The 23,185-nt window shown below is 37.9% G+C and carries 23 protein-coding genes and 2 pseudogenes; 12 read left to right on the plus strand and 13 right to left on the minus strand.

Annotated features, from left to right (window positions below; genetic code table 11):
- Nucleotides 1-116 precede the first annotated feature (116 nt).
- The 8 genes from GVK91_RS23035 to GVK91_RS23070 all read right to left on the minus strand — a co-directional run bounded on the left by GVK91_RS23035 (nt 117) and on the right by GVK91_RS23070 (nt 9,124).
- Nucleotides 117-1,787, minus strand: a complete 1,671-nt coding sequence (locus tag GVK91_RS23035) for a hypothetical protein (protein ID WP_153844863.1) — start codon at nt 1,785-1,787, stop codon at nt 117-119.
- Nucleotides 1,788-2,114: 327 nt separating this feature from the next.
- Nucleotides 2,115-2,699 carry a 5-formyltetrahydrofolate cyclo-ligase gene (locus GVK91_RS23040; protein ID WP_159731450.1) on the minus strand — a complete coding sequence of 195 codons (585 nt, stop codon included), beginning with the start codon at nt 2,697-2,699 and terminating at the stop codon, nt 2,115-2,117.
- A 253-nt stretch (nt 2,700-2,952) separates the two neighbouring features.
- Entirely contained in the window at nt 2,953-3,513 is a 561-nt protein-coding gene (gene efp / locus GVK91_RS23045; RefSeq protein ID WP_153844861.1) for an elongation factor P, read from the minus strand.
- A 300-nt stretch (nt 3,514-3,813) separates the two neighbouring features.
- Complete coding sequence (locus GVK91_RS23050; protein ID WP_317164640.1) at nt 3,814-4,443, minus strand: ABC transporter ATP-binding protein; 630 nt, start codon at nt 4,441-4,443, stop codon at nt 3,814-3,816.
- Nucleotides 4,444-4,460: 17 nt separating this feature from the next.
- Nucleotides 4,461-5,249 carry an acyl-ACP--UDP-N-acetylglucosamine O-acyltransferase gene (gene lpxA / locus GVK91_RS23055; protein WP_075990789.1) on the minus strand — a complete coding sequence of 263 codons (789 nt, stop codon included), beginning with the start codon at nt 5,247-5,249 and terminating at the stop codon, nt 4,461-4,463.
- A 10-nt stretch (nt 5,250-5,259) separates the two neighbouring features.
- Complete coding sequence (locus tag GVK91_RS23060) at nt 5,260-6,660, minus strand: bifunctional UDP-3-O-[3-hydroxymyristoyl] N-acetylglucosamine deacetylase/3-hydroxyacyl-ACP dehydratase (RefSeq protein WP_172840641.1); 1,401 nt, start codon at nt 6,658-6,660, stop codon at nt 5,260-5,262.
- Between the two features lie 139 nt (nt 6,661-6,799).
- Nucleotides 6,800-7,840, minus strand: a complete 1,041-nt coding sequence (gene lpxD, locus GVK91_RS23065) for a UDP-3-O-(3-hydroxymyristoyl)glucosamine N-acyltransferase (RefSeq protein WP_153844859.1) — start codon at nt 7,838-7,840, stop codon at nt 6,800-6,802.
- Between the two features lie 33 nt (nt 7,841-7,873).
- On the minus strand, nt 7,874-9,124 hold the full coding sequence (locus GVK91_RS23070) for an HD domain-containing protein (protein ID WP_153844858.1): 1,251 nt from the start codon (nt 9,122-9,124) through the stop codon (nt 7,874-7,876).
- A 220-nt stretch (nt 9,125-9,344) separates the two neighbouring features.
- Between GVK91_RS23070 and GVK91_RS27790 the strand changes: the two are divergent.
- Nucleotides 9,345-9,677 (plus strand): annotated as a pseudogene (locus GVK91_RS27790) (response regulator); the annotation flags it as partial.
- Between the two features lie 257 nt (nt 9,678-9,934).
- On the opposite strand, the gene GVK91_RS27795 reads toward GVK91_RS27790, so the two are convergent.
- The gene (locus GVK91_RS27795) at nt 9,935-10,054 is read right to left on the minus strand and encodes a YSIRK-type signal peptide-containing protein (protein WP_227550103.1); all 120 of its coding nucleotides are present in this window, start codon (nt 10,052-10,054) and stop codon (nt 9,935-9,937) included.
- On the opposite strand from GVK91_RS27795, the pseudogene GVK91_RS27800 reads away from it, so the two are divergent.
- The 3 genes and pseudogenes from GVK91_RS27800 to GVK91_RS23085 form a co-directional block, all read left to right on the plus strand.
- A pseudogene (locus tag GVK91_RS27800) lies at nt 10,047-10,898 on the plus strand (PglZ domain-containing protein); the annotation flags it as partial. The gene GVK91_RS27795 and the pseudogene GVK91_RS27800 overlap by 8 nt on opposite strands.
- A gap of 12 nt (nt 10,899-10,910) precedes the next feature.
- Nucleotides 10,911-11,321 (plus strand): tRNA (adenosine(37)-N6)-threonylcarbamoyltransferase complex ATPase subunit type 1 TsaE, encoded by a 411-nt coding sequence (gene tsaE, locus GVK91_RS23080; RefSeq protein ID WP_153844856.1) that lies wholly within the window; start codon nt 10,911-10,913, stop codon nt 11,319-11,321.
- A 24-nt stretch (nt 11,322-11,345) separates the two neighbouring features.
- Nucleotides 11,346-12,392 carry an ABC transporter ATP-binding protein gene (locus GVK91_RS23085; protein ID WP_159731454.1) on the plus strand — a complete coding sequence of 349 codons (1,047 nt, stop codon included), beginning with the start codon at nt 11,346-11,348 and terminating at the stop codon, nt 12,390-12,392.
- 9 nt (nt 12,393-12,401) lie between these two features.
- Here GVK91_RS23085 and GVK91_RS23090 read toward each other — a convergent pair whose 3' ends face one another.
- Together GVK91_RS23090 and GVK91_RS23095 are read right to left on the minus strand one after the other, a co-directional pair.
- A complete protein-coding gene (locus GVK91_RS23090) occupies nt 12,402-13,253 on the minus strand; it encodes an alpha/beta hydrolase (protein ID WP_153844854.1) in 852 nt (283 codons plus the stop codon).
- A 78-nt stretch (nt 13,254-13,331) separates the two neighbouring features.
- On the minus strand, nt 13,332-14,543 hold the full coding sequence (locus GVK91_RS23095; protein WP_153844853.1) for an alanine dehydrogenase: 1,212 nt from the start codon (nt 14,541-14,543) through the stop codon (nt 13,332-13,334).
- Between the two features lie 85 nt (nt 14,544-14,628).
- On the opposite strand from GVK91_RS23095, the gene GVK91_RS23100 reads away from it, so the two are divergent.
- The 5 genes from GVK91_RS23100 to ytxJ all read left to right on the plus strand — a co-directional run bounded on the left by GVK91_RS23100 (nt 14,629) and on the right by ytxJ (nt 19,296).
- Entirely contained in the window at nt 14,629-16,602 is a 1,974-nt protein-coding gene (locus GVK91_RS23100; protein WP_227550096.1) for a nucleoside-diphosphate sugar epimerase/dehydratase, read from the plus strand.
- A gap of 78 nt (nt 16,603-16,680) precedes the next feature.
- On the plus strand, nt 16,681-17,352 hold the full coding sequence (locus tag GVK91_RS23105; RefSeq protein WP_088159993.1) for a tetratricopeptide repeat protein: 672 nt from the start codon (nt 16,681-16,683) through the stop codon (nt 17,350-17,352).
- A gap of 87 nt (nt 17,353-17,439) precedes the next feature.
- Nucleotides 17,440-17,928: a 6,7-dimethyl-8-ribityllumazine synthase gene (ribH, locus tag GVK91_RS23110; RefSeq protein ID WP_159731456.1), complete on the plus strand. Its 489-nt coding sequence runs from the start codon at nt 17,440-17,442 to the stop codon at nt 17,926-17,928.
- A 287-nt stretch (nt 17,929-18,215) separates the two neighbouring features.
- Nucleotides 18,216-18,956 carry a hypothetical protein gene (locus GVK91_RS23115; protein ID WP_159731458.1) on the plus strand — a complete coding sequence of 247 codons (741 nt, stop codon included), beginning with the start codon at nt 18,216-18,218 and terminating at the stop codon, nt 18,954-18,956.
- Nucleotide 18,957: 1 nt separating this feature from the next.
- The gene (gene ytxJ, locus GVK91_RS23120) at nt 18,958-19,296 is read left to right on the plus strand and encodes a bacillithiol system redox-active protein YtxJ (protein ID WP_200845685.1); all 339 of its coding nucleotides are present in this window, start codon (nt 18,958-18,960) and stop codon (nt 19,294-19,296) included.
- 121 nt (nt 19,297-19,417) lie between these two features.
- Here ytxJ and GVK91_RS23125 read toward each other — a convergent pair whose 3' ends face one another.
- A complete protein-coding gene (locus GVK91_RS23125; RefSeq protein WP_159731460.1) occupies nt 19,418-20,467 on the minus strand; it encodes an isoaspartyl peptidase/L-asparaginase family protein in 1,050 nt (349 codons plus the stop codon).
- Nucleotides 20,460-20,870, minus strand: a complete 411-nt coding sequence (locus GVK91_RS23130) for an RNA-binding S4 domain-containing protein (RefSeq protein WP_088159990.1) — start codon at nt 20,868-20,870, stop codon at nt 20,460-20,462. Before GVK91_RS23130 ends, GVK91_RS23125 begins: the two co-directional genes overlap by 8 nt.
- Nucleotides 20,871-21,269: 399 nt before the next feature.
- On the opposite strand from GVK91_RS23130, the gene GVK91_RS23135 reads away from it, so the two are divergent.
- Genes GVK91_RS23135 through GVK91_RS23145 form a run of 3 tightly spaced genes read left to right on the plus strand, consistent with a single transcriptional unit; the run spans nt 21,270 to nt 23,172 of the window.
- Complete coding sequence (locus tag GVK91_RS23135) at nt 21,270-22,088, plus strand: 2,3,4,5-tetrahydropyridine-2,6-dicarboxylate N-succinyltransferase (RefSeq protein WP_075990775.1); 819 nt, start codon at nt 21,270-21,272, stop codon at nt 22,086-22,088.
- Between the two features lie 24 nt (nt 22,089-22,112).
- Complete coding sequence (locus GVK91_RS23140) at nt 22,113-22,691, plus strand: L-threonylcarbamoyladenylate synthase (RefSeq protein WP_153844849.1); 579 nt, start codon at nt 22,113-22,115, stop codon at nt 22,689-22,691.
- Between the two features lies 1 nt (nt 22,692).
- Nucleotides 22,693-23,172 (plus strand): DUF4920 domain-containing protein, encoded by a 480-nt coding sequence (locus GVK91_RS23145; protein WP_159731462.1) that lies wholly within the window; start codon nt 22,693-22,695, stop codon nt 23,170-23,172.
- The last annotated feature ends 13 nt before the right edge of the window (nt 23,173-23,185 follow it).

Genomic DNA, 23,185 nt, shown 5'->3' on the forward strand with positions numbered 1-23,185 from the left:
CCTCTGCTGCTACAGCAAAGCATTATACTCAGCTTAACTTTATATGACCGTCTTAAAAACTGAGACGGTCATCTTTTTGGCTCCCAAAGGGTCTATCTGCCAACTGAAGGTCAACATTAAACAAACTCTTTGTCGGAAATATATTCCATAAGCACTCCGGCCTGATCTCCAAGCTTCTTTTTCAAGCGCTGCATAGATTTTTTTATCGCGTCTGGAGTAACCCCCAATACGTTGGCTACTTCCTTATTATTTAGCCCCAGTTTCATAAGCACAATTACCCTCAGATTGGATTCCGTTATATCGGGAAATCTAGATTGTATATCCTGGAGTAAATTGGGAAATTCTTTTACAATCAATAATTTAAATTCCTGCCATTTCTCTTCAGTGATGAGATGTGACTGCAACAATATTTTTAGCTCCTCGCGATCTTTTTCAACAACATTCCCTTTTTCTTCAAGCATCGCAGAAAGTACATTTATCTGTTCATTATTGCGCTTAAGATAAGCGACGTACTCTTCCACTTGGCTTTTAGAGCTCACCAGTTCCCTGTCTAATTCCGCTTTTGTATACTTTAAATTAAGAAGCTGATATTCATAGTCACGTATCCGTTTTCTAGCACGGGATCGAACAGCATTATAAATAAAAAAGAATAAGACCAATACCAATAAACTTAATATTAGCCATAATCGTCTCTCAGCTTGCTTTTTCTTAATAACAGCTTGTGCCAGCGATAATTTATCGGCATACTTTTGCTTGTCGGCCATAAACTTCAATTGGGACAATACTGGATCACCATCTAAAAAGCGTAGTGAGTCTTGGAGACGTTCTATCCTTCTTCGTGCATTCAGCTCACGACCTATATCGTTACTTTGCATAGCCAAATTCAACTTGTGAATCTCAAGTTCAAGTATTGTCTTCTTATCATCCGAGCCCAACAAAAGGGACTCAGCTTCCGCAATCATATGACGAACATCCTTCGTTTCCTTATTCGCTATATCTAATCGAATCCGCATCATTAAGGCAAAGATTGTATTTCGGTCATTCCCAAGAGATCTGGAAATCTCAAGATCTTTATCTAGAAGCAATAAAGCCTTATGGTAATCCTTCATACCTTCAAACACAGCAGCCTGATTCCCTAAAATCTTCGCGTAGCGTAATGAGTCGTTTTCTGAAAGTGCTAAAGTTTGAGCCAATTCAAAAATTTTCATTGCCTGCAAGGTATCACCACCACTTTTCAGAGTCAGTACACCTAAATTGTCTAAGATTTCAGCTTTCAATTTCGGTGAAATTTGTTCTTCTCGTTGCCCTAATTCCAGATATTTAATTCCAGAAGTATAATCACCTAAAGTTCCAAAAAAATAGCCAAGCTTCTTGTAAGTTTGTGTTAGGTCTAAAACAAGTTCTTTCGGTATATCTTCGAGCCCTTTCTCTCCTTCCAAGATAAAAGGTAATGCCTCAGAGGCTTTCAGACATCGATATAAGTAAAAGCCATACATTACCTTTACCCAAACGCGTACGTTTTGATAGCTATAGCCTTCTTCAAGGTCCAGCGCTTTTAAATAGTATTTATCACTAAAGTTATTTCTTGCACCCTCGTCATTAAACGACTGATCCGCCAATAAACAATAATAGATTGCCAAAAGTGCCTTATCATTTTTTCGTACCGCTTGGCTAAAATATGGCGCAAGATACTTGCTCAACGACAGACTAGAGGATTGATACTGCGCTGATTCTTTTATAATTGTTTCGTAAAAGTTCTTCTCTTCTATCGAGGAATTGGAATCCATTAAATCCATCCCATAGACAACACGACAAGGTATGATTGTTAGGAAAAGAAAAAATAGAAGACATCGAAACATATCGGCACAGGCATTGAATTTCGCAATAAAAATAAAAAATAATTTTAATTAAATCATCATGAGAAAAAATCAACCAACTACAAACACTGTTAAGATTGAGACCGTACTCGTGCCTTACACTCTTCGATTAAAAAGAAGAATAGTGCATTAAATAATATCCTACTATTGTTCGCGAATTAAACAGAGAAGCCACTTTTTAAAAAACCTTGTGACTATTCACAAAAACCGGTGAGATTATTCTTCTGACCAATAGTATTACTTGTCATCAAAAAAATGATAAATATGATCTGGTGTAATAGCTTTCGTTAATTGGACATCATATTCATTTTTATCTGCAATAACATCAATTGGATTAAAAAAAGATAGTCCGACACGCTGTACACCAACTTTACAGGACGAGAAAAAACGGTCATAAAACCCCTTCCCATAACCTACCCTGTATCCGAAAAGATCAAAAATTAACAATGGTACTATAATCATATCAATAACCGATGAAGCGACCTTAATGCCAGATATTGGCTCTGGAATACCCCAGCTGTTCATCTCAAATAGTGTATGCTCATCCAATATGAAATGTTGCATCGAATAATCATCAAAATTAGATCGCGAAACAACGATCTTTATCTGTGGAAAAAACTCTTGAACATAATTTATTATTAAATATGTATTGGGTTCGTGGTATTTTCCTATAGGAATGAAAATATGCAAAAATTCGACCCCTGAGAGATCAAGCTTTGTAAACCGCGAAAGTAGTTGTTCATTGAGCGCAGTTTCTTCCTCTAAAGACAATTGACATCGCTTAGTTTTATACTCAAGTCTCAATTCTTGTTTCGATTTCATTTGTAAAATAGTTATTTCCAAAATTTATTTCTCTTTCTTACCAAAAGCCCCATTAAATTCCATCACCTATGCCAAGATCAATCAAAAATAGCATTCCTTCCAATTCAATTTTTATTTAAGCTTCAAAAGCGATTAGAGTTTTTTGTTCAGAATAGAAAAACCAGGTGGTAAACCGAGTCTAGTATTACAAAAAACGGCCTTGTAGCGAGCGCTAACAAGACCGAATAATCAACCTAAACCTAAAATCTTTATATTATTTTACGCGCTCGATATAATTACCTGTTTGCGTATCAACTCTTACTTTCTCACCTTGATTAATGAACAACGGCACCATAATTTCAACACCAGTCTCTACAGTTGCTTTTTTCAATGCATTTGTAGAAGTATCTCCTTTTACAGCCGGTTCAGTATATGTAATTTCTAACTCAACACTTTTTGGAGCTTCTGCCATGATAGGCTCATCACTTTCAAAAGCAATAATTACAGTCATTCCTTCTTTCAAGAAGCGTGCAGAATCACCAAATAAAAATTTCGGAATATTAAACTGCTCATATGTATTATTGTCCATTACAACGAAGAAATCGCCATCATCATATAGATACTGATAATCATTCGTTTCTACACGTGCAATCTCGACAGACTCATCAACTCTAAAACGGTATTCAACTAACTTACCAGTTTTAACATTACGCATTCTAGCTTGATAAAAAGCACGTAAATTACCTGGTGTACGGTGTATATATTCCTCTACGGATACTAATTCTCCGTTAAATCTTAAGATATTTCCTGATTTTACCTCTGATGCCTTAGCCATTCTTTGAATTGAACTTTAAACGGTTATCTCATTATTGAGTCGTCAAAAGTACAAAAACTAATTGTGTTATTAAAATTTCATTCGCTACTTTTTTATTGAAATAACCGTTTTCAAGAGTAGCTGGAGCCATCCCTATAATTTCAAAAAGCGGATACGAATAATATACTCCCATCATTTACCCAAAAACAGATATGCAGCTATAAAGATTCCAATTCGTAACGATTTGGGTTCATAAAAAAATGAAATATTAGGATGTTATTGTTAAGCATTGTGCATTAAATGCTATGAGAAATAGGAGAATTAGGCTTTAAAATCCAGAATGGATATCGTTTCATCACAGAACTCATATTCTTTCTTTTGATTTGAACAAACGACAAATATTCTTGATTTTAATTTTGCTCGATCGATCAAATTCAAGTACCATTCTTCACCGGCACTATCCAAATTACTTGTTGGCTCATCCAACAATACCAAGCTAGATGCAGAACAGCAAGCTAGTGCTAGCTTTACCCGTTGACGCATACCTGAAGAAAAAAATCTTATCTCTCTGTCAAGTGCATGCTCCAATCCCAATAAGCTGACAACTGTTTCTTTATCAAAAGAAGGAAGATAATTTTTAAATTTAAAATGGAAATCGATCAACTCATTTAAGGTAAATTCCTCGATCAGTTCAACGTAGGGGGCTGCAAGAGACAGTTGTTGATATATTTGATCCACACTTAAGACCTCTTCGCCATATGTGTAAATCAATTCACCCGCTGAGGGTGTCAAACTACTTGAAAGCACTTTTAGGAAAGTGGACTTCCCTGAACCGTTATGGCCAAGGATGGCATAACTCTTGCCGGACTCGAAGGTATAGTTTATATGCCTAAAAATCCATTCATTGTTATACCTCCTACCAATATCTTTTAATGTAATTTTCAAATTCACTAGAATCGACAATGCGATTACATCGCTCTATTATTGAATCCCTTCATGATACCCCGGCCTGAATTCCGAATAAAATCCAAAATTTCATCACGGATTTCCGTTGCCTGATATTCAGCTTCTATAATTTCTATTGCTTTAGCCAAATTTCTGTTTTGGACAAAAAGAATTCGATAAAGATTCTGAATCTCGGCAATTTGCTCTTCCGAAAAGCCTCTTCTTCTCAATCCAACAGAATTAATACCAGCATAAGAAATCGGTTCACGTGCGGCCTTAACAAAAGGAGGAATATCCTTACGCACCAATGAACCACCGGTAACAAATGCATGCGAACCAATTTTGACAAATTGGTGAACAGCAACCATTCCAGCAAGTACAACATAATCGCCGACCGTAATATGTCCAGCAAGTGTACTGTTGTTCGAAAAAACACAATTATCACCTACTTCACAATCATGTGCAACATGACTATAAGCTTGGATCAAACAATTTTTTCCAATGACCGTTTTATACCTATCCTTGGTTCCTCTATTGATTGTTACACACTCACGAATGGTTGTATTGTCTCCAATTTCAGCTGTAGTAATCTCACCATCAAATTTTAAATCTTGAGGTTCCCCAGAGATTACTGCACCGGGATATATTTTACAGTTTTTTCCAATTCGAGCTCCATCCATGATCGTCACATTTGATCCTATCCAAGTGCCTTCACCAATGACGACGTCTTTATAAATGGTTACAAATGGCTCGATGACCACATTTTTAGCAATTTTTGCCTCCGGATGAATATAAGCTAATGGCTGTATCATCTATACTACTTTAGTTGTTATTTACTCTTACGATCTGTGCCATAAGCTCCGCTTCGCACACAATTTTCTCTCCTACCATAGCCACACCTTTCATTTTTGCGATACCTCTTCGGATCGGCTCCATCAAGTCACATCTAAAAATAACAGAATCTCCTGGAGTTACCTGCGCTTTAAAACGTGCATTTTCAATTTTAAGGAATAAGGTCAGCCAATTCTCTGGATCAGGGACCGTCTTCAAAACTAAAATTCCCCCTGTCTGTGCCATAGCCTCCACTTGCAAAACACCAGGAAATAATGGTGCACCAGGAAAATGTCCCATAAATAAATCTTCGTTCATGGTAACATTCTTCAACCCCACAACATGTGTTTCTGTCAACTCAAGAATTTTATCGACCATAAGCATGGGCTGACGATGAGGTAAAATCTTCATGATTTCTACCGTATCGTATAATGCCGGCATATTGGGATCGTAAACTTTAATTTTTTTTCGTGTTTTATCTTTCTTGATCTGCTCCTTTATCTTTTTTGCAAAAGCCACATTCGCTGCATGGCCTGGCCGTGCAGCCATAATATGCCCTTTCAAAGGTCTTCCGACTAGCGCTAAATCTCCAACCATGTCCAACAATTTATGTCGAGCAGGCTCATTTTGGTAACGCAATTGATTATTGTTTAATATTCCTTCCTTAGCAACTGCAACGGTTTCTTTATGAAAAAGGTGTGCTAATTTTTGCAATTCCTCAGGAGAAGTCTCCTTGTCCACAATAACGATGGCATTACTTAAATCACCACCTTTAATAAGCCCATGATCAACCAACATTTCCAATTCGTGTAAAAAACAAAACGTACGCGAAGAGGCTATTTCCGATTTAAAATCCTCAATAGATGTTATTGCTGCATGCTGGCTTCCCAACACAGGCGAATTAAAATCGATCATACAAGTCAAACGATAACCATCCATTGGCATGCCCAGTATTTCAACTTTGCGATCTGGCTCTGCATAATGGATATTATTGGAAATCTCATAATAATCCCGATCAGCATCTTGTTCTTCAAATCCCGCTTCCTCTAACAACTTCACAAAAATAGCTGAACTACCATCGAGAATTGGTATTTCAGGACCATCAATATCAATCAGCACATTATCAATTTGTAAACCAATTAACGATGCCATCAAATGTTCAATTGTACTCACACTTGCTCCATTCTGCGTTATTGTCGTCCCTCTGGAGGTATCCGTAACATTATCCGCATCAACCAAAATTTCTGGTTGCCCCTCTAAATCCACACGTCTGAACTTAAACCAGTGATTTTCCGGAGCTGGCTTAATCGTCATCGATACAATTTTTCCTGTATGAAGACCTACCCCCGAAATTTCAACCTCGTTTTTGATGGTTCTCTGTTTTACATTCATTTCTAATAACATATTTTTAAATCAAAACTTCTTTTGACAAAACATTTATCCTTGAAGCTATTTCGATGTTCGCCATAGCCTTACTAGGAATGATTATTTCATCATAAATAAAGAACAGTTTATTTTCAATGAAAAATAATTATTTCAATTTTTTTTCTACTAACTTTTCTAACTCTTGGATTCGTTTTTCCAACTCAGGAAGACGTGCAAAAATCACATTAGAACGCAATTGCGGCTGATAAGGCATCACTGGTGTACCGCCCCATTTTTTGCCTTCTTCTTTAATCGATCTATTCACTCCTGATTGGGCTTGGATTTGAGACCCCTTTGCAACAACAATATGCCCAACAACACCAACCTGTCCTCCTAAAACTACATGTTCTCCAATTTTTGAACTACCAGAAATACCTGTTTGCGCTGCGATTACTGTATTCTTTCCAATATCAACATTATGTGCAATTTGAATCAAATTATCCAACTTAACACCATCACGCACTATTGTAGCGCCCATTGTTGCCCTATCGATTACAGTATTGGCGCCAATCTCAACATTATCCTCCACTTGCACATAACCGATCTGCGGTACTTTTTTATATGTTCCGTCTTCTTGTGGAGCAAATCCAAATCCATCCGACCCAATCACAACACCGGAATGTACTACGACATTTTCCCCAATCTTACAATCATGATAAATCTTCACCCCTGGATAGAGTGTTGTATTATCTCCAATCGTAACTTTATCGCCAATATAGACCTGTGGGTAGATTTTTACGTTATTTCCAATGGAAGCCCCGCGTCCAATATATACAAATGCACCGATATAACCTCCTTGGCCGATCTCCGCTTCAGCATGTATAAAATGAGGTTCCTCACGTCCGCTTTTGTCAAGACGAAACTCATTATACATGTTCAAAATAGTAGAGAAAGCAGCATAGGCATTCTTAACCCGTATGATCGTCAATGTCGGTTTAGTTGCTTGGGCCAATTGTAAATCTTCATTAACAATTACAATCGAGGCGTCAGTAGTATAAATAAAATGCTCATATTTTGGATTTGACAAAAAAGAAAGATCGCCTTTTTTACCTTCCTCAATTTTGGCAAGGTTACCTACAGTAACTTCTGGATTTCCTTCAATCCGTCCTTCTAATAATGTCCCTATTTGTTGAGCAGTAAATTGCATGGTACAAATCTATGTTTTTTTATTAAAAAATAACTACTTGATGGAAGTAATTGCAACATATCCCACCTCTTTTGGATAACATAAGGCATATTTAGCTACATTTTTCGATAGCGCTTCTAAATTCCCTAGATCAGAAGCCTCTGTTATATCGACGAGCTCGCCCGATTTCAATAATATTTTAATTTGATCCCTGGAAGAATTATAGGCCCGGTTTTGAATTTCCTGCATAAATACATAATAATGAATATCCTCTTGAGCCACTCCCATCTCAGCTTGTACTTTCGCCTTCACTAAATCAACATATTCTGGCAAGAATGGCTTATCACTCATGACAGATCGATATAGATTACGTTTCATAACACGCTGGCACATTGTACTTAAAATCGAATCCTCATGACGTTCCCATGTTTTTATGGCCGACATAATATCCGTATCATCTAAACGAGTAAACCAATCCAAATGTAACGGGTCATCCAAAAAGTTAGTTTTGTTGACCTGCTGGCTTAAAAACCAATGAAAAGCCGGGGTAGAAAAGAGCTTATGGCCAGCAGCCGTCAAATATTTTGCCCGCTGCAGAATTTTAATCAATAACTGTTCAGCACCGATAACGGTCTTGTGTAAATATACTTGCCAATACATCAACCGCCGCGCAATCAAAAATTTCTCCACTGAATAAAGCGCTTTATACTCCACTACTATTTCATCGTCCACCACATTGAGCATTTTTATGATACGGTCAAATGAGATAACGCCTTCCGATACGCCTGTAAAAAAACTATCTCTATTGAGGTAGTCCATTCGATCAACATCCAATTGGCTCGACACCAATTGATGAAGAAATTTACGTTCGTATTTATTATTAAAGATTGTAATTGCTAGACTTAGTCTTCCACCCAAATCATTATTGATTCGATCCATTAAAAGGGAGGACAATAGCTCATGAGAAACTCCTTCAATCAAACTATGCTCCAAGGAATGTGAAAAAGGGCCGTGACCTATATCATGCAGCAATATTGCCGACAGAACAGCCTCCTCTTCATCCGCTGAAATTATAACACCTTTACTCCTCAAAGTTTCCAAAGCCATCGACATCAAATGCATCGCTCCTATGGCGTGCTGAAAACGAGTATGCAAAGCTCCGGGATAGACAAGATGCGTCATGCTCACCTGCTTAATATAGCGGAGCCTTTGGAAATAAGGGTGTTGCACTAGGTCAAAGACCAATCCTGTAGGAATAGCGACAAATCCATATACCGGATCATTAATAATTTTATTTTTGTTCAATGTGGAGACAAATTAATACGATCATCAACACTATAAATATGAAACCGAGCCCTTTAATCATGAACTCCTGGTTAACACTAGTATAAACTTAAAACAAAGATAGTTAGTTCATCGTTAATAAATGTTAAAAATAAAATCTGAAGCACGATATTTGCTTATGTTAGCATGAGATCGAAAATCCGATCCTCCCCTCTACTACTAATAGACATATAATAACAAGATGCAAAAAACACATATTCTTTGGGCTGACGATGAAATTGACTTTCTAAAACCACACATTTTATTTTTAGAAAGCAAAGGTTACAAAGTTGACACAGTCAATAATGGAAATGATGCCGTTGAAGCCTTTAAAAATGGTTTTTTCCACCTCGTTTTCTTAGACGAAAATATGCCTGGGCTAACCGGGCTCGAAACACTTGCTATACTCAAATCGATCAACCCTACTGTCCCCGTTGTTCTGGTCACAAAAAATGAAGAAGAACATGTCATGGAAGATGCCATCGGCTCCAAAATAGATGATTATCTTATCAAGCCGGTCAACCCCAAGCAGATCTTGATGACAATAAAAAAATTAACGGAGAACAAACGTCTTGTCAATGAGAAAACATCCATGGCCTATCAACAAGACTTCCGCAATTTGGGGATGATCCTGAATGACAATCTGGATTTCAACCAATGGTCAGAAGTTTACAAAAAACTTGTCTACTGGGAATTATCCCTCGAAAAGCTTGAAGATAACAATATGCATGAAATTCTGACGATGCAAAAATCCGAAGCAAACATGCAATTCTCAAAATTTATAGAAAACAACTATATACAGTGGATTAATCGCCCCGAAAACGCGCCCATTCTTTCACACCAGCTATTTAAGAAAAAGGTATTTCCGACCATAGAAGATGATACACCGACATTTTTCTTTCTAATAGACAATTTGCGTTTCGATCAATGGAAAATTATCAATGAGGTAATCACCGACTATTTTAGACTTGAGGAGGAGATAAACTATTACAGTATTTTACCAACAGCAACACAATATGCTAGAAATGCCATCTTTAGTGGATTAACTCCACTGGAAATGGAAAAACGCTTCCCGAAATTATGGCAAAACGATGAAGATGAAGGTGGCAAGAATTTATATGAGGATAAATTTTTGGAAGATCAGATCAAGCGACTTTACCGCAAGTCCATAAAACACTCCTACACGAAAATTTTGACCCTTGAACAAGGAAAGGATGTGTTAGACAATCTCGGTAATATGATGCACAATCAACTGAATGTGTTGGTGTATAACTTTGTTGATATGCTTTCTCACGCACGTACGGACAGCTCTATGATTCGTGAATTAGCAAACGACGAAGCAGCGTATCGCTCCCTCACTTTGTCATGGTTTGAACACTCACCTTTATTAGAAGCTATAAAATGGCTCTCACAAAAGAAAGTTCGTGTGATTATTACAACCGACCATGGCACGATACGTGTAAAAAAGCCAAGTAAAATCGTTGGTGATCGAAATACAAATACAAATTTGAGATATAAGCAAGGGAAAAATCTGAACTATATTGACAAAGATGTTTTTGCTATCAAAAATCCCCACGAGGCACAGTTGCCTAAACTTCATGTTAGTTCAACATACGTTTTTGCCAAAGAAGATTCGTATTTTGTTTACCCCAACAACTACAATCAATTTGTCAATTACTTTAACGGAACATTCCAACATGGAGGAATCTCTTTGGAAGAAATGATTATCCCCTTTGCGACATACTTACCGAAATAGTAATTTTGCAACATGGAAATTATTGTAAATACGACAGCGGATCTATCTCAAGCGGCTCAGACACTTTTAAATAGTTTTCCAAAGGACCGAATTTTTCTATTATATGGTTCAATGGGAGCAGGAAAGACAACTTTTGTAAAACACCTGTGCAAACAATTGAATGTACAAGATAGTACATCTAGTCCAACATTCTCCATTGTTAATGAATATGAGTCTCCCGTTGGACCCATATATCACTTTGATTTTTACCGCATTAAAGATGAACAGGAGGCTTTCGATTTTGGCTATGAGGAATATTTCTATTCAGGTGCATATTGCTTTGTTGAATGGCCAGAGAAAATCCCCAATTTACTTCCTGAAGAAGCAAAAGAGATACATATTAGCATCATAGATGCAACAACACGTAAAATTTCTATTCGTTAACTACCTTTTTTTTGACTCCCTACTATGGCTCATTTATCATCTTGTCAATATATTCCATCTGATATCCATGTGCCCGGATTAGCGGCTATACACGCCGAGCACCTTAGCTTTTCCTTTCATGAGAACAATATGCAGTTTGCTGTTGAAAATAGTTCTTTCGATATCGATGAAGGAAAAATAACAGCGATCATTGGTGAATCTGGCAGTGGAAAAAGCACCTTACTACGATTAATATATGGTTTATTGGAACCAACAGACGGTACTGTCCGTTATAAGGGGTGGCAGGTTCCTACACGTAAAGACAAGTTAATTCCCGGACACGATGCGATGAAATTAGTGTCACAGGGCTTCGACGATTTAAATACTTATGCCAATGTATGGGATAATGTTGCATCGCAGTTGCCAAATACAGATATTAAACGCAAACAAGACAAAACCGCGGAAATATTGCAACGTCTACGGATAGATCACCTCGCTAAAAAAAGAGTAGCAGACATCAGTGGGGGAGAAAAACAACGCGTCGCCATCTGTCGTGCGTTGATCAACGAGCCTGAAGTTTTACTAATGGATGAACCCTTCAATCAGGTTGATGCCTCTTTTAGGGATACCTTGCAACAGGACATAAAAGATATTGTTAAAGAAACTGGGCTGACCGTCATTTTAGTTTCACACGATCCTACGGAAGTACTTGCTTTGGCAGATAACCTCATTGTGATGAAATCTGGTAAAATCCTAGATCAAAATAATCCACATATATTGTATAGCAATCCATCGCACCCTTATACTGCGCAATTACTGGCAAAAAGCAATATATTACAGGTTGAGCAAGCTCAAAATTTAGGCATAACAAGCGAAAAACCAATCGCGATACATCAAGAATGGATTTCAATCAGTCCTTCTGAACAGTCTACTTTTTTTGTAAAAGATGTCCGATTCAGAGGTTTTTATTATGAAGTCGTCGTCAGCAATAATGAGATTAACTTACATGCGATTATAACATCGCAAATAATTCCACAAAAACAACAGGCTGTCGATCTAACCATATCTCACTGGATCGCTTTTGACCATTAATTGTATGCCCTAGTCTTGTGTCTCTAGCCAAGATAAAAATGCGTCAAACCATAATTTATCCGAGGTTTTGTTAATTAATCCGAAACCGTGCCCCCCCTGCTCAAAGGTATAAAGCTTGTTGGGCACTTTTGACTTGTCCAAAGCTGCCATCATTCTATAGCTATTTTCTATTGGCACAGCCATATCGTCTTTGGCATGGACAAAGAAAACCGGACAAACGTTAGAAGACACCTGCAAATTGGAAGAAAACAGCTTTATTTGGTCTTGTGAGGGGGTTTCTCCAATGAGATTTATACGCGAACCTTTATGTGTTATATCATTTTCCATAGAGATTACTGGATAAATTAATCCTGCAAAATCAGGTCTTAGAGATACATGGGAAGGATTCGCTATATAGTCTTTCTTAAACTTCGTAATTAAAGTGGAAGCTAGGTGCCCGCCAGCGGAAAATCCTATTACCCCAACTTTTCGAAGTCCGGGATGCAAGGTTCGGATCAACTGCATTGCCCGCTGGGCATCCTGAAGAGGTCCTATTGATTTGTCACGCATGATATTTGGTGAAGGCAATCGGTATTGTAAAACAAATGCCGAATAGCCATTTTTTATCAGCTCTTTTGCAACGGCATGCCCCTCATGATCCATTGCTATATGAGAATACCCTCCTCCTGGAATAACCAGTACCGCGATATTTTTATCTATACTTTTATCTGCTGTATATGCAAATAACTTTGGTACATTCTTTTCTAAATTTACCTGCTCTTTATCAGTCGAATTTGGAATAGAATCTGCATAAAGGTTGATTGCTTCCTGCGCTTTAACAAGCGAAATCAACGAACATAAAATCATAAAAATTCTTTTCATTAAAATGATATTTTTAAAGAGAGCTCCAGACTACATATACTAAAAAAACGAATCAAACATGAACTGGATACCCCTGGTTTATAAGGAAGAAACAACTAAAAGATCTAAATCTTTCGCCGTCATATTAAATCTTGAGGCCATGTCAATATTTGTAAGGTTTCCTTGGTACAAATAAATAGAACTCCGAATACCGGGATTCTTCCAGATTGCATTTTTCAGTCCCCCGAGTTCTGCAAAATCAAGCAAAATAGACGTAAAAATATTGCTCATTGCATAAGTGGCTGTTCGTGCTACCCGAGACGCTATATTGGGAACACAATAGTGAATAACATCAAATTTCCGAAAGATAGGTTTATCATGTGAAGTCACTTCTGAGCTTTCAAAATTCCCCCCTTGATCGATACTCACATCTATCACTACAGAATTAGGTTTCATTTTAGAAACTGTTTCCTCCGAAATTATACAAGCAGAACGTCCATTACGAGCTCGTAAAGCGCCAATAACTACATCCGAACTGATCACAGCCTTGTTTAAAATAATAGGTTGTATAACGGAAGTGAAAACACGGCTGCCAAGATTGTTTTGCAGGCGTCTAAGTTTATAAATCGAATTATCAAAAACCTTTACCTGTGCACCTAGCGCCAAAGCCGTTCGGGCAGCTTGTTCACCAACGGTCCCCGCGCCTATAATAACGACTTCTGTGGAAGCTACGCCGGTCACACCACCGAGCATCAGTCCCTTCCCTCCAAATGCATTGCTCAGATACTCTCCAGCGATTAAGGTTGCCGTTGCCCCCACGATTTCGCTCATCGCACGAACCACTGCCAGGCAACCGCCCTCATCTCTTAAATATTCGTAAGAAATTGCAGTGATTTTTTTATGCATTAACGCCTTTAGTACATCCAGGTTCATGAGTGAAGGTTGCTGAGAAGATAACAAAAGCTGTCTTTCTTTCATCAACTTAACTTCACTAAGCATAGGGCTACCAACTTTAATGATCAGATCTGCTTGGTACACCTCTTCCCGAGATGAAACGATACGAGCGCCCTGTTCACTATAATGATGATCCAAAAAATTGGCCCCAGCACCTGCTCCCGTCTCAATGATTACTTCATGTCCATTTTCTACCAATAATGCAACCGCTAATGGCGTCAAGCAGATCCGCTTTTCCTGAAGCGAGATTTCTTTTGGAATGCCTATAAATAAACTCTTTGCATTCTTTTTCTTCTCAAACAGCATCTCTTTTGGAGAAATCATAGCCTGACTCGCAAGCTTTCCTAACTCATTCATCTTGTAAAATTGATAGTTAGCTAAAATTACAATAAAAAATCAATCTTATCAAACGAAGATAAATTTGGTTTGGCACGGCTTTGGAATGAAACAAATTTATATACATTTGTCTAAATTAATCAGATATAATACCATGCTCAGTAAAGTCAATATAGTGCCACGATGGATCATTTTTTTATTGGACATCTTTAGTGTTTCCATCGCTTATCTCCTCGCAAATGTTATTTACTATGATTTTAACTTCGATTTTCTGCTCGACATTGATTTTAGCATTCGTTACATTTTATTTATAGCCATATGTTCTTTATCATTCTACCTCTTCAAGATGTATACTGGGATAGTTCGTTACACAAGCGCTATCGATTCCATACGTATATTATCAACGATAACATTTAGTGTTTTCGTTCTCTTGGTTATAAAATTAGTGATCCAGGCAAACGAGATAGAGCGAAACATCCCAACTGCACTCATTATCTTCTTTGCACTCTTTTCATTTCTTATTTTAACCGTATATAGAACAATTATTAAAATTTTCTTTCTATACACAAAAAAAGTCAACGGATCCAGAAAAAAGACACTCATCTACGGTGCCGGTGATTTGGGAATTGCTGTAAAAAGAACCTTAGACCATGATGTACGATCCAAAAATGCTATTGTTGGATTCTTAGACGATAATGAGCAAAAAATTAACAAAGTTATTGATGGGACCAAAATTTACTCTTCTCAAAAGTTTAGCCACCTCATCAACACACTAAATATTGAAGAGGTCATCATCGCTTCGCACAACATTCCTTCCGACCGTAAAAATGAAATTACAGATGTTGCGCTCGAAAAAAATGTCAACATATTAACGCTCCCTCCTGTTAAAAAGATCATGAATGGTGATCTTAACCCCAATCAGATCCAAAAAATAAAAATTGAAGATTTACTAGAAAGGGAGCCGATTAAGATTAACGACGACCACATCCTAAGCCAAACGAAAGGCAAAAGGATCTTAGTTACTGGGGCAGCAGGTTCCATAGGTAGTGAGATTGCATCCCAATTGGGGAAATACGAGCCCCAGATGATTATCCTTTGTGACCAAGCGGAGTCCCCGTTACATAATCTCCAACTTGACCTTCAAGATGAATTTCCAAATCAAGTTTATCATACTTATATAGCAGACGTCCGAAGTACAAAAAGGATGCAATTACTTTTTGACACTTTCAAGCCGCATTATGTATATCATGCGGCAGCTTACAAACATGTGCCAATGATGGAAAACCATCCTTTGGAAGCAGTACAGACCAATGTCATGGGTACTAAGAATCTAGCTGATTTAGCCGTGGAATTTCAAGTTGAAAAATTTGTTTTTGTCTCTACCGATAAAGCTGTCAATCCCACGAATATCATGGGAGCGACAAAGCGTATCGCAGAAATCTATGTACAATCGTTAAACAATCATTTGGAAAACTCGTTAGGGGCAACTGTGCACACCAAATTTATCACAACCCGCTTTGGCAATGTCCTAGGCTCCAATGGATCTGTTATCCCTCGATTCAGAGACCAGATTCAAAAAGGTGGCCCTGTAACAGTTACTCATCCAGAAATTACGCGGTATTTTATGACCATTCCCGAAGCATGCCGACTAGTCCTTGAAGCTGGAACAATGGGACAAGGTGGCGAAATTTTTGTATTTGATATGGGTAAATCTGTAAAAATAGTTGAGTTAGCTAAAAAAATGATTCGTCTTTCAGGATTTAAACCGAATGAAGATATTGAAATAAAATTCACTGGATTAAGACCTGGTGAAAAACTATATGAGGAATTACTGAATGATTTAGAGAATACCTTACCGACTCACCACGAAAAAATCATGATCGCCAAAGTCAGAGAAAATAATTATGATATCGTGTGTATGAAAATTGGCGAATTGCAACAGCGTTTAGCGACACAAAACAAAAACGAAGTTGTCTATCAAATGAAAATTATTGTACCTGAATTCAAAAGTAAAAATTCCATCTACGAACAGCTAGACAAGGAAATTGAACTATCGAATGAGTCAGAAAACCAAAGTTAATTCACTTTAAAATTTGCAAAACACTTGCAAATTTGCTCGAAAAGTGTATTTTTGCAATCCATATTTTACTGATTAGTAATGTCTAAAAACACAAATAATACAAATCAAGGTTTCAAACCTTCAAAAGGATCTTTTTTTCAAGATAACCAAAAAAGTGTAGTGTTCATTTTAGGTGGTATCGTTGTATTGATCTTACTTTATTTTGGATATCAAAAGCTTTATCTAGATCCAAGAGCAGAAGAAGCTTCGAACCGTATGTACAAAGCAGAACAGCTTGCTACAATTGATTCTTTACAAAGTAAAGCAATCATGGGTGATGGTGCGTTTCTTGGTTTTAAACAAATTGCGGACGAATATTCCAATACAAAATCTGCCAATATTGCAAACGCCTATTTAGGAGGTTTATATTTGCGTCAAGGTAAATTCGATGAAGCTGCGAAAGCGCTTGAAAAATATGCTCCAACAGGAAGCCAAATTCTAGACCCACTCGTAATTGGTTTAACAGGTGATGCTTTTTCAGAGTTAAAAGACTACAAAAAAGCCGCTGACTATTACAAGCAAGCTTCTGAAAAATCAAGCAACTCGTATACAACTCCACTCTTTTTGAAAAAACTAGGACTTGTATATGAAGCACAAAATGACTATAAAAGTGCAGAGACTGCTTACAAGAAGATTAAAACAGATTTTCCTGAGAGCCAAGAAGCTTCAACAATTGATGGTTTATTAGGCCGTGTACAAGCACATCTATAATAGATAATTATAAAAATATAATAAAAAGAGGCTATTTGATAGCCTCTTTTTTTGTGACCATCTAAAATCACTATCTTTGTTACTATTATGGCAAGTAGCATTAAAAATTTATCCGACTTTTCGCATATCCAGGTTGCGGATGCAAGTCCATTCAAATTTGCAATCGTTGTTGCACAATGGAATGCAGAAATTACAGGTGCATTATTGAATGGTGCAATAAAGGGCTTGGAAGAGCATGGCGCTCAGGAAAGCAATATCCAAGTCATAGAGGTTCCTGGAAGTTTCGAATTAATTTCAGGAGCAGACCTCGCATTCAGAAATCAGAGTTTTGACGCTGTAATCTGTTTAGGCTGCGTCATTCAGGGTGAGACCAGACACTTCGATTTTATCTGCGATGCAGTTGCAAATGGCATTGCCAATGTAGGGCTAAAATACAATAAACCAGCTATTTTTGGTGTATTAACGACTGATAATCTTCAGCAAGCATTGGATCGCGCCGGAGGGAAACATGGTAATAAAGGTAAAGAAGCTGCTATTACAGCAATACAAATGGCTCATATTGCCAAAAAATTCTAGTTTGGTATTAATTTTGCCTACCATTCAATGATGAAAAGTATTGCTGAGCACAGCTTATTACTCAGGTACTTATATTTTGAATAAATCGATTAATAAAATATTTAGTTATCTTATTAATCGATTTTTATTTTTTCACTAGAATAAATTGTTATTGAATTGTCTTGATTGTAGTGTAAATCAGTTATACAACAGTCGGTAGTTTTATAGACAATGACGCAATGATGAAGTTTAACGCTATCAATTTTGGTACGAATTACTTGATGATTGTTTCTTTAAAAAATAGGATTATGAAAACATTATCGAATGTACTCTTGGTCGTTATACTGACGTTATTTTGTCAGTTGGATCTAGTGGCACAAGACGATAGTCTAAACAAGCAGATTTGGCAAAGTATCGGTGGCCAGGAAAAATGGGATTCTTTGCAGTTTTTGGCTTTCTCAGCAAAGGGAAATACCATCTCAGACCAGTTGTCAAACGACGAACGAAAGTTCTTGTTCAATAGAACGACTGGAGCATGTCGATTTGATGGCTATAAGGGAACGGATCAGGTGACCTACCTGTTTAATTTTAAAAACCCAGGGTCAGACAAACTCTTTATTCGAGGGAATTTATCTGCAGATGAGCCAGAGCTCAAGAAATCAATTAAAAACCAGCTATTTTCGGATCTCAATCTGCTACTTTTGCCCACCTTGATCGGGCAGAAAAATGTGCAGCTGAAAAGCCAAAAGGAAAGTTTCAGTGCTGGACAGAAATTAACGATAGCAAATATCAGCTCGTCAGGCCCTATCTTTGGTTCAAAGATTGATGGTTTGCTTTATATTGATCAAAATACCGGTGAGATTGTCCGTTACGAATACACAGATAAGGGCGAAAAAAACACCTATGAAGTGAGCAAATATAAGGAGATCGGTGACGGTATACGTTTACCCAGTTTCTTCAATTCCACAAGCAATGACCAAAAGAGTTGTATATTCTCCTCTATTTCATCTTTTGTACAGGTAGAACAGAAAAAATTTACAGAACTATAATATGATTAATTGGATAGAATTAAATACAGAAGAACAGCTACAGGAGCTTTATCAATCTGATAAAGTTGTAGCCATCTTTAAACATAGCACAACTTGTGGTATTAGCAATATGGCTAAGCGTAGTCTTGAACGTATGTCTGCTACTTCAGACCATGATTATGCGATTTATCTTTTAGACCTTTTGCGTTACCGCCCACTATCGAATGAGATTGCCCAACGTTGGCATGTAGAACATCAATCACCCCAAATACTGATTGTTGCAGGAAAAGACAGTCTATATGACGCTTCACATGGTGATATCCAATTTGATGAGATAGAACAATACCTAACGGCAATTTGACATTATAGGCCATAACTGCTGTTCAATAAAAAATTTTAGCAAAATTTATCCCAAGCGATCTTCAACATGTATTGTATTGATCACTTGGGATATTTTATGATGATGAAAAAAGCTGAATTGGCTATTTATAAATTTCTACAGTTATTTTACCGTCTCTAGTCACCGTACCCCGATACATGCCGGCGGTATTAAAAGGCATAGCAACATGTCCGTTTTTATCCAATGCGATCATGCCGCCATTACCGCCCATTTCACCAATCCGATCGATTACTTGCCAGCTCGCTTGATCAACATGTTCACCTTTATATTCCATTAAAGCTGACACCGAATATGCCGCCACGGTGCGGATATAATATTCACCCCATCCAGTGCAGGAAACAGCACAGGTATTATTGTTCGCATACGTTCCAGCACCGATAATTGGCGAATCTCCGACCCGTCCAAACTTCTTGTTTGTCATCCCTCCTGTTGATGTGCCCGCAGCCAGATTACCTGCTTTATCCAAAGCAACACAACCTACAGTACCAAATTTAGCGTCTTTATTGATAATGCCTAAACGTGAACTTTGTTTTTGATCGTGATCTAGTTGTGTTTGAGTACTATCGTCCTTTCTCACTTTCTGCAAAGCTTCCCAACGTGCTTTCGTCCAAAAATAAGAAGGATCTACAATGGCTAATCCCACTTGCTTCGCAAATTCTTCGGCACCTTTACCTACCATCATAACATGCTCAGATTTTTCCATCACAGCCTTGGCTGCTGAGATTGGATTTTTGATTGTTGTCACTCCCGCAACGGCGCCTGCAGCCAAGGATTTACCATCCATGATGGAGGCATCCAGTTCGTTATGTCCGTCATGTGTAAAAACCGCTCCTTTCCCCGCATTAAACAAGGGAGAGTCTTCCATAACATGGATAGCAGATTCAACCGCTTCCAAACTGGATTTACCTTCTTGCAACTTTTGATAGCCCATACGAAGCGCTTGCTCCAAGACAATTCTATAAGCTTGTTCCATCGAATCTGTCATATTCTTTTTCAAGATCGTCCCCGCTCCACCATGGATCGCCAAAACAAATTCTCCCTCAGTCACGGCTACAGGTTTTTTATATGATTTACAGGAGATTGTCAACAGACTTCCCATAATTATCATGGCGCATATCTTGAGATTATTCATCTTCCTTCTCCCACCATTCTGAAGATTGTAAATCATCTATCTCACGACGGTCTTTTTTCGTAGGGCGCCCTGTACCGCGGTCGCGTTTTAGGACAGGCGCATGAAATACGGATTTAAACCCTACAGTTTCTTCAACAGGTGTTTGATCCTCGTAGAATTGAACAGCAGTCTTGGCGTCAACACGACGTTCCAAAAGACCTGTCACCATCACCACTTTTTTCTCAATTCCCTTTTGGACATGGTATACATCTCCGATCTTAACTTCATAAGAGGGTTTTATATTTTGGCCTTTTAGTTTCACCCGACCTGCCTTACAGGCCTCTGTTGCCAAAGTTCTTGTCTTAAATAAGCGAATTGACCACAAATATTTATCAATTCTCAATTTTTCTGATGTTCCAGCCATAATACAAAAATAATTATATTTTTAGAATCATTATAACCAAAAGCAATTATGGAAAATTCCTATTAAACTGAGTTCACTTATTAAAACGTCTTTCATCCGTTCGCCGGAAGAGTTTAATAGCTAATTGCCGACAAGTTATCATCAAATCCATACCAACTCCTGACTGCAAGCGGGTTGTTAAAACAATGTCTGTAGCGTGAACGCACCTTAAAAAGGTGGACTCAACGTGGACTCACTGTGCACACACTGTGGTTGGAGTCAGGAGTTGATCATAATTTGGTAGGGTGTTGTTATCAGGAAAGTCTATTGCAAGGAACAATGGATAAAGTTGTTTTTAAGTCCAACTTTATCTAAGTTTGTACATCAAAATAAACTAATTCAAATAAGAAAATAAATAATATGGTAGAGCCACTTAAAAAACTGATTGAGGAAGCTTGGGAAGATAGGCAATTATTAGAATATAAAGAATATACAGAAGCCATTCGCGCTGTTATCATGAAATTAGATAGCGGTGAAATCCGCGTCGCTGAAATGATCGGTACAAGATGGCACGTCAATGACTGGATTAAGAAAGCTGTTATTTTATATTTTCCAATCAATGATATGCGCGAAATGACTGCAGGTCCTTTTGTGTTTCATGATAAAATGAAATTAAAGACAGACTACAAGCACACTGGAGTACGTGTTGTACCAGGGGCTTCTGCTCGTTTAGGTGCATATTTGGCTAAAGGAGTGATTATGATGCCTTCTTACGTTAACATCGGTGCTTATGTAGACGAAGGTACCATGGTGGATACTTGGGCAACTGTTGGATCTTGTGCACAAATTGGTAAACATGTCCATTTAAGTGGCGGCGTCGGAATTGGTGGCGTATTAGAGCCCGTACAAGCAGCTCCAGTTATTATTGAGGACAATGTTTTCATAGGTTCAAGAGCGATTGTAGTAGAAGGTATTCGTGTAGAAAAAGAGGCTGTATTGGGTGCTAATGTCGTATTGACAGCGTCAACAAAAATTATCGATGTTACGGGACCTCAACCAGTAGAATATAAAGGTTATGTACCTGCCCGCTCTGTTGTTATCCCGGGTTCTTACACCAAAAAATTTGCGGCAGGGGAATATCAAGTTCCTTGCGCTTTGATCATTGGTCAACGTAAAGAGTCTACAGACAAAAAGACTTCATTAAATGATGCACTACGTGATCATAATGTAGCTGTATAAAGTTAAAACTAGTATAAAGATAAGATGAGTGCATTCGTAGATCGTGAGGATTTGAATAAGGCCTTGGAGACATTAAAAAACGGCGGATTAATTCTATACCCCACCGACACCATTTGGGGGATAGGTTGTGATGCCACCAATCCAGAAGCCGTGGAGAAAGTTTTCCAACTGAAAGGAAGAGATAAATCCAAAAGTCTGATCGTCCTATTACACAACGACAATCAATTAGCGAGTTATGTAAACGAAATCCCGGATGTGGCTTATCAACTTATTGAATACACCGAAAAACCCTTGACAATTGTCTATTCGAATGCCAAAAATCTTGCGCCCAATGCGATTGCTGAGGACGGTTCAATTGGCATTCGAATTGTCAAGCACCCTTTTTGTGAACAACTTTTACAACGGTTTCGCAAACCGATAATTTCAACTTCGGCAAATATCAGTGGTGAACCCACGGCGAAAGATTTTGACGAAATATCTGATGCCATCAAAGATGGGGTAGACTATATTGTCGCCTATGACAGAGACGTAACAACAGATGGGAAATCATCTACTGTCATGAAGCTGGACCCAAGTGGTAAATTTGAATTTATTAGAAAATAGCATGAAAAAGATCGTTTTATTTTTTGCATTAGCATTTGCTGTTACCAATTTATCTTTCGCACAGCAAAAGGATATTCCAGCAGCCAAACCAGGCGTAAAATATGGCAAAGAAATCTCTGCTACCAATGCGATTTCAGTAGCTAAGCTTGAAAAAGAACTCACGCAAAAGAATGCCTTCAATGGAAAGATATCGGGCAAAGTTGTTGAAGTGTGTAAGAAAAAAGGTTGTTTCATGACCTTGCAACGGGAAGGCGAAGAGCCTATTACCGTTCGTTTTAAAGACTATGGTTTCTTCATGCCAGCAGACATTGTCGGCAAAACAGTTGTCATCGAGGGTATCGCAAAGAAAAAGGAAGTTTCTGTAGCATCGTTACAACATGCGGCAAAGGATCTTGGTAAATCACAGTCTGAAATAGACCAGATTACACAACCTAAAAAAGATATTAGCATTATTGCTGACGGTGTTTTGGTTGTCAAATAAGACGCTCTCACAC

The sequence above is a fragment of the Sphingobacterium sp. 18053 genome, assembly GCF_902706145.1.
Classification (GTDB): Bacteria; Bacteroidota; Bacteroidia; order Sphingobacteriales; family Sphingobacteriaceae; genus Sphingobacterium; species Sphingobacterium paramultivorum.

Bases quoted from the DNA above. Each gene is read 5' to 3' on its own strand.
- GVK91_RS23035 (WP_153844863.1), bottom strand. From the start codon at position 1,787: ATGGATTCCAATTCCTCGATAGAAGAGAAGAACTTTTACGAAACAATT.
- GVK91_RS23040 (WP_159731450.1), bottom strand. From the start codon at position 2,699: ATGAAATCGAAACAAGAATTGAGACTTGAGTATAAAACTAAGCGATGT.
- efp (WP_153844861.1), bottom strand. From the start codon at position 3,513: ATGGCTAAGGCATCAGAGGTAAAATCAGGAAATATCTTAAGATTTAAC.
- lpxA (WP_075990789.1), bottom strand. From the start codon at position 5,249: ATGATACAGCCATTAGCTTATATTCATCCGGAGGCAAAAATTGCTAAA.
- GVK91_RS23060 (WP_172840641.1), bottom strand. From the start codon at position 6,660: ATGAATGTAAAACAGAGAACCATCAAAAACGAGGTTGAAATTTCGGGG.
- lpxD (WP_153844859.1), bottom strand. From the start codon at position 7,840: ATGCAATTTACTGCTCAACAAATAGGGACATTATTAGAAGGACGGATT.
- tsaE (WP_153844856.1), top strand. From the start codon at position 10,911: ATGGAAATTATTGTAAATACGACAGCGGATCTATCTCAAGCGGCTCAG.
- GVK91_RS23085 (WP_159731454.1), top strand. From the start codon at position 11,346: ATGGCTCATTTATCATCTTGTCAATATATTCCATCTGATATCCATGTG.
- GVK91_RS23090 (WP_153844854.1), bottom strand. From the start codon at position 13,253: ATGAAAAGAATTTTTATGATTTTATGTTCGTTGATTTCGCTTGTTAAA.
- GVK91_RS23095 (WP_153844853.1), bottom strand. From the start codon at position 14,543: ATGAATGAGTTAGGAAAGCTTGCGAGTCAGGCTATGATTTCTCCAAAA.
- GVK91_RS23100 (WP_227550096.1), top strand. From the start codon at position 14,629: ATGAAACAAATTTATATACATTTGTCTAAATTAATCAGATATAATACC.
- GVK91_RS23105 (WP_088159993.1), top strand. From the start codon at position 16,681: ATGTCTAAAAACACAAATAATACAAATCAAGGTTTCAAACCTTCAAAA.
- ribH (WP_159731456.1), top strand. From the start codon at position 17,440: ATGGCAAGTAGCATTAAAAATTTATCCGACTTTTCGCATATCCAGGTT.
- GVK91_RS23115 (WP_159731458.1), top strand. From the start codon at position 18,216: ATGAAAACATTATCGAATGTACTCTTGGTCGTTATACTGACGTTATTT.
- ytxJ (WP_200845685.1), top strand. From the start codon at position 18,958: ATGATTAATTGGATAGAATTAAATACAGAAGAACAGCTACAGGAGCTT.
- GVK91_RS23125 (WP_159731460.1), bottom strand. From the start codon at position 20,467: ATGAATAATCTCAAGATATGCGCCATGATAATTATGGGAAGTCTGTTG.
- GVK91_RS23130 (WP_088159990.1), bottom strand. From the start codon at position 20,870: ATGGCTGGAACATCAGAAAAATTGAGAATTGATAAATATTTGTGGTCA.
- GVK91_RS23135 (WP_075990775.1), top strand. From the start codon at position 21,270: ATGGTAGAGCCACTTAAAAAACTGATTGAGGAAGCTTGGGAAGATAGG.
- GVK91_RS23140 (WP_153844849.1), top strand. From the start codon at position 22,113: ATGAGTGCATTCGTAGATCGTGAGGATTTGAATAAGGCCTTGGAGACA.
- GVK91_RS23145 (WP_159731462.1), top strand. From the start codon at position 22,693: ATGAAAAAGATCGTTTTATTTTTTGCATTAGCATTTGCTGTTACCAAT.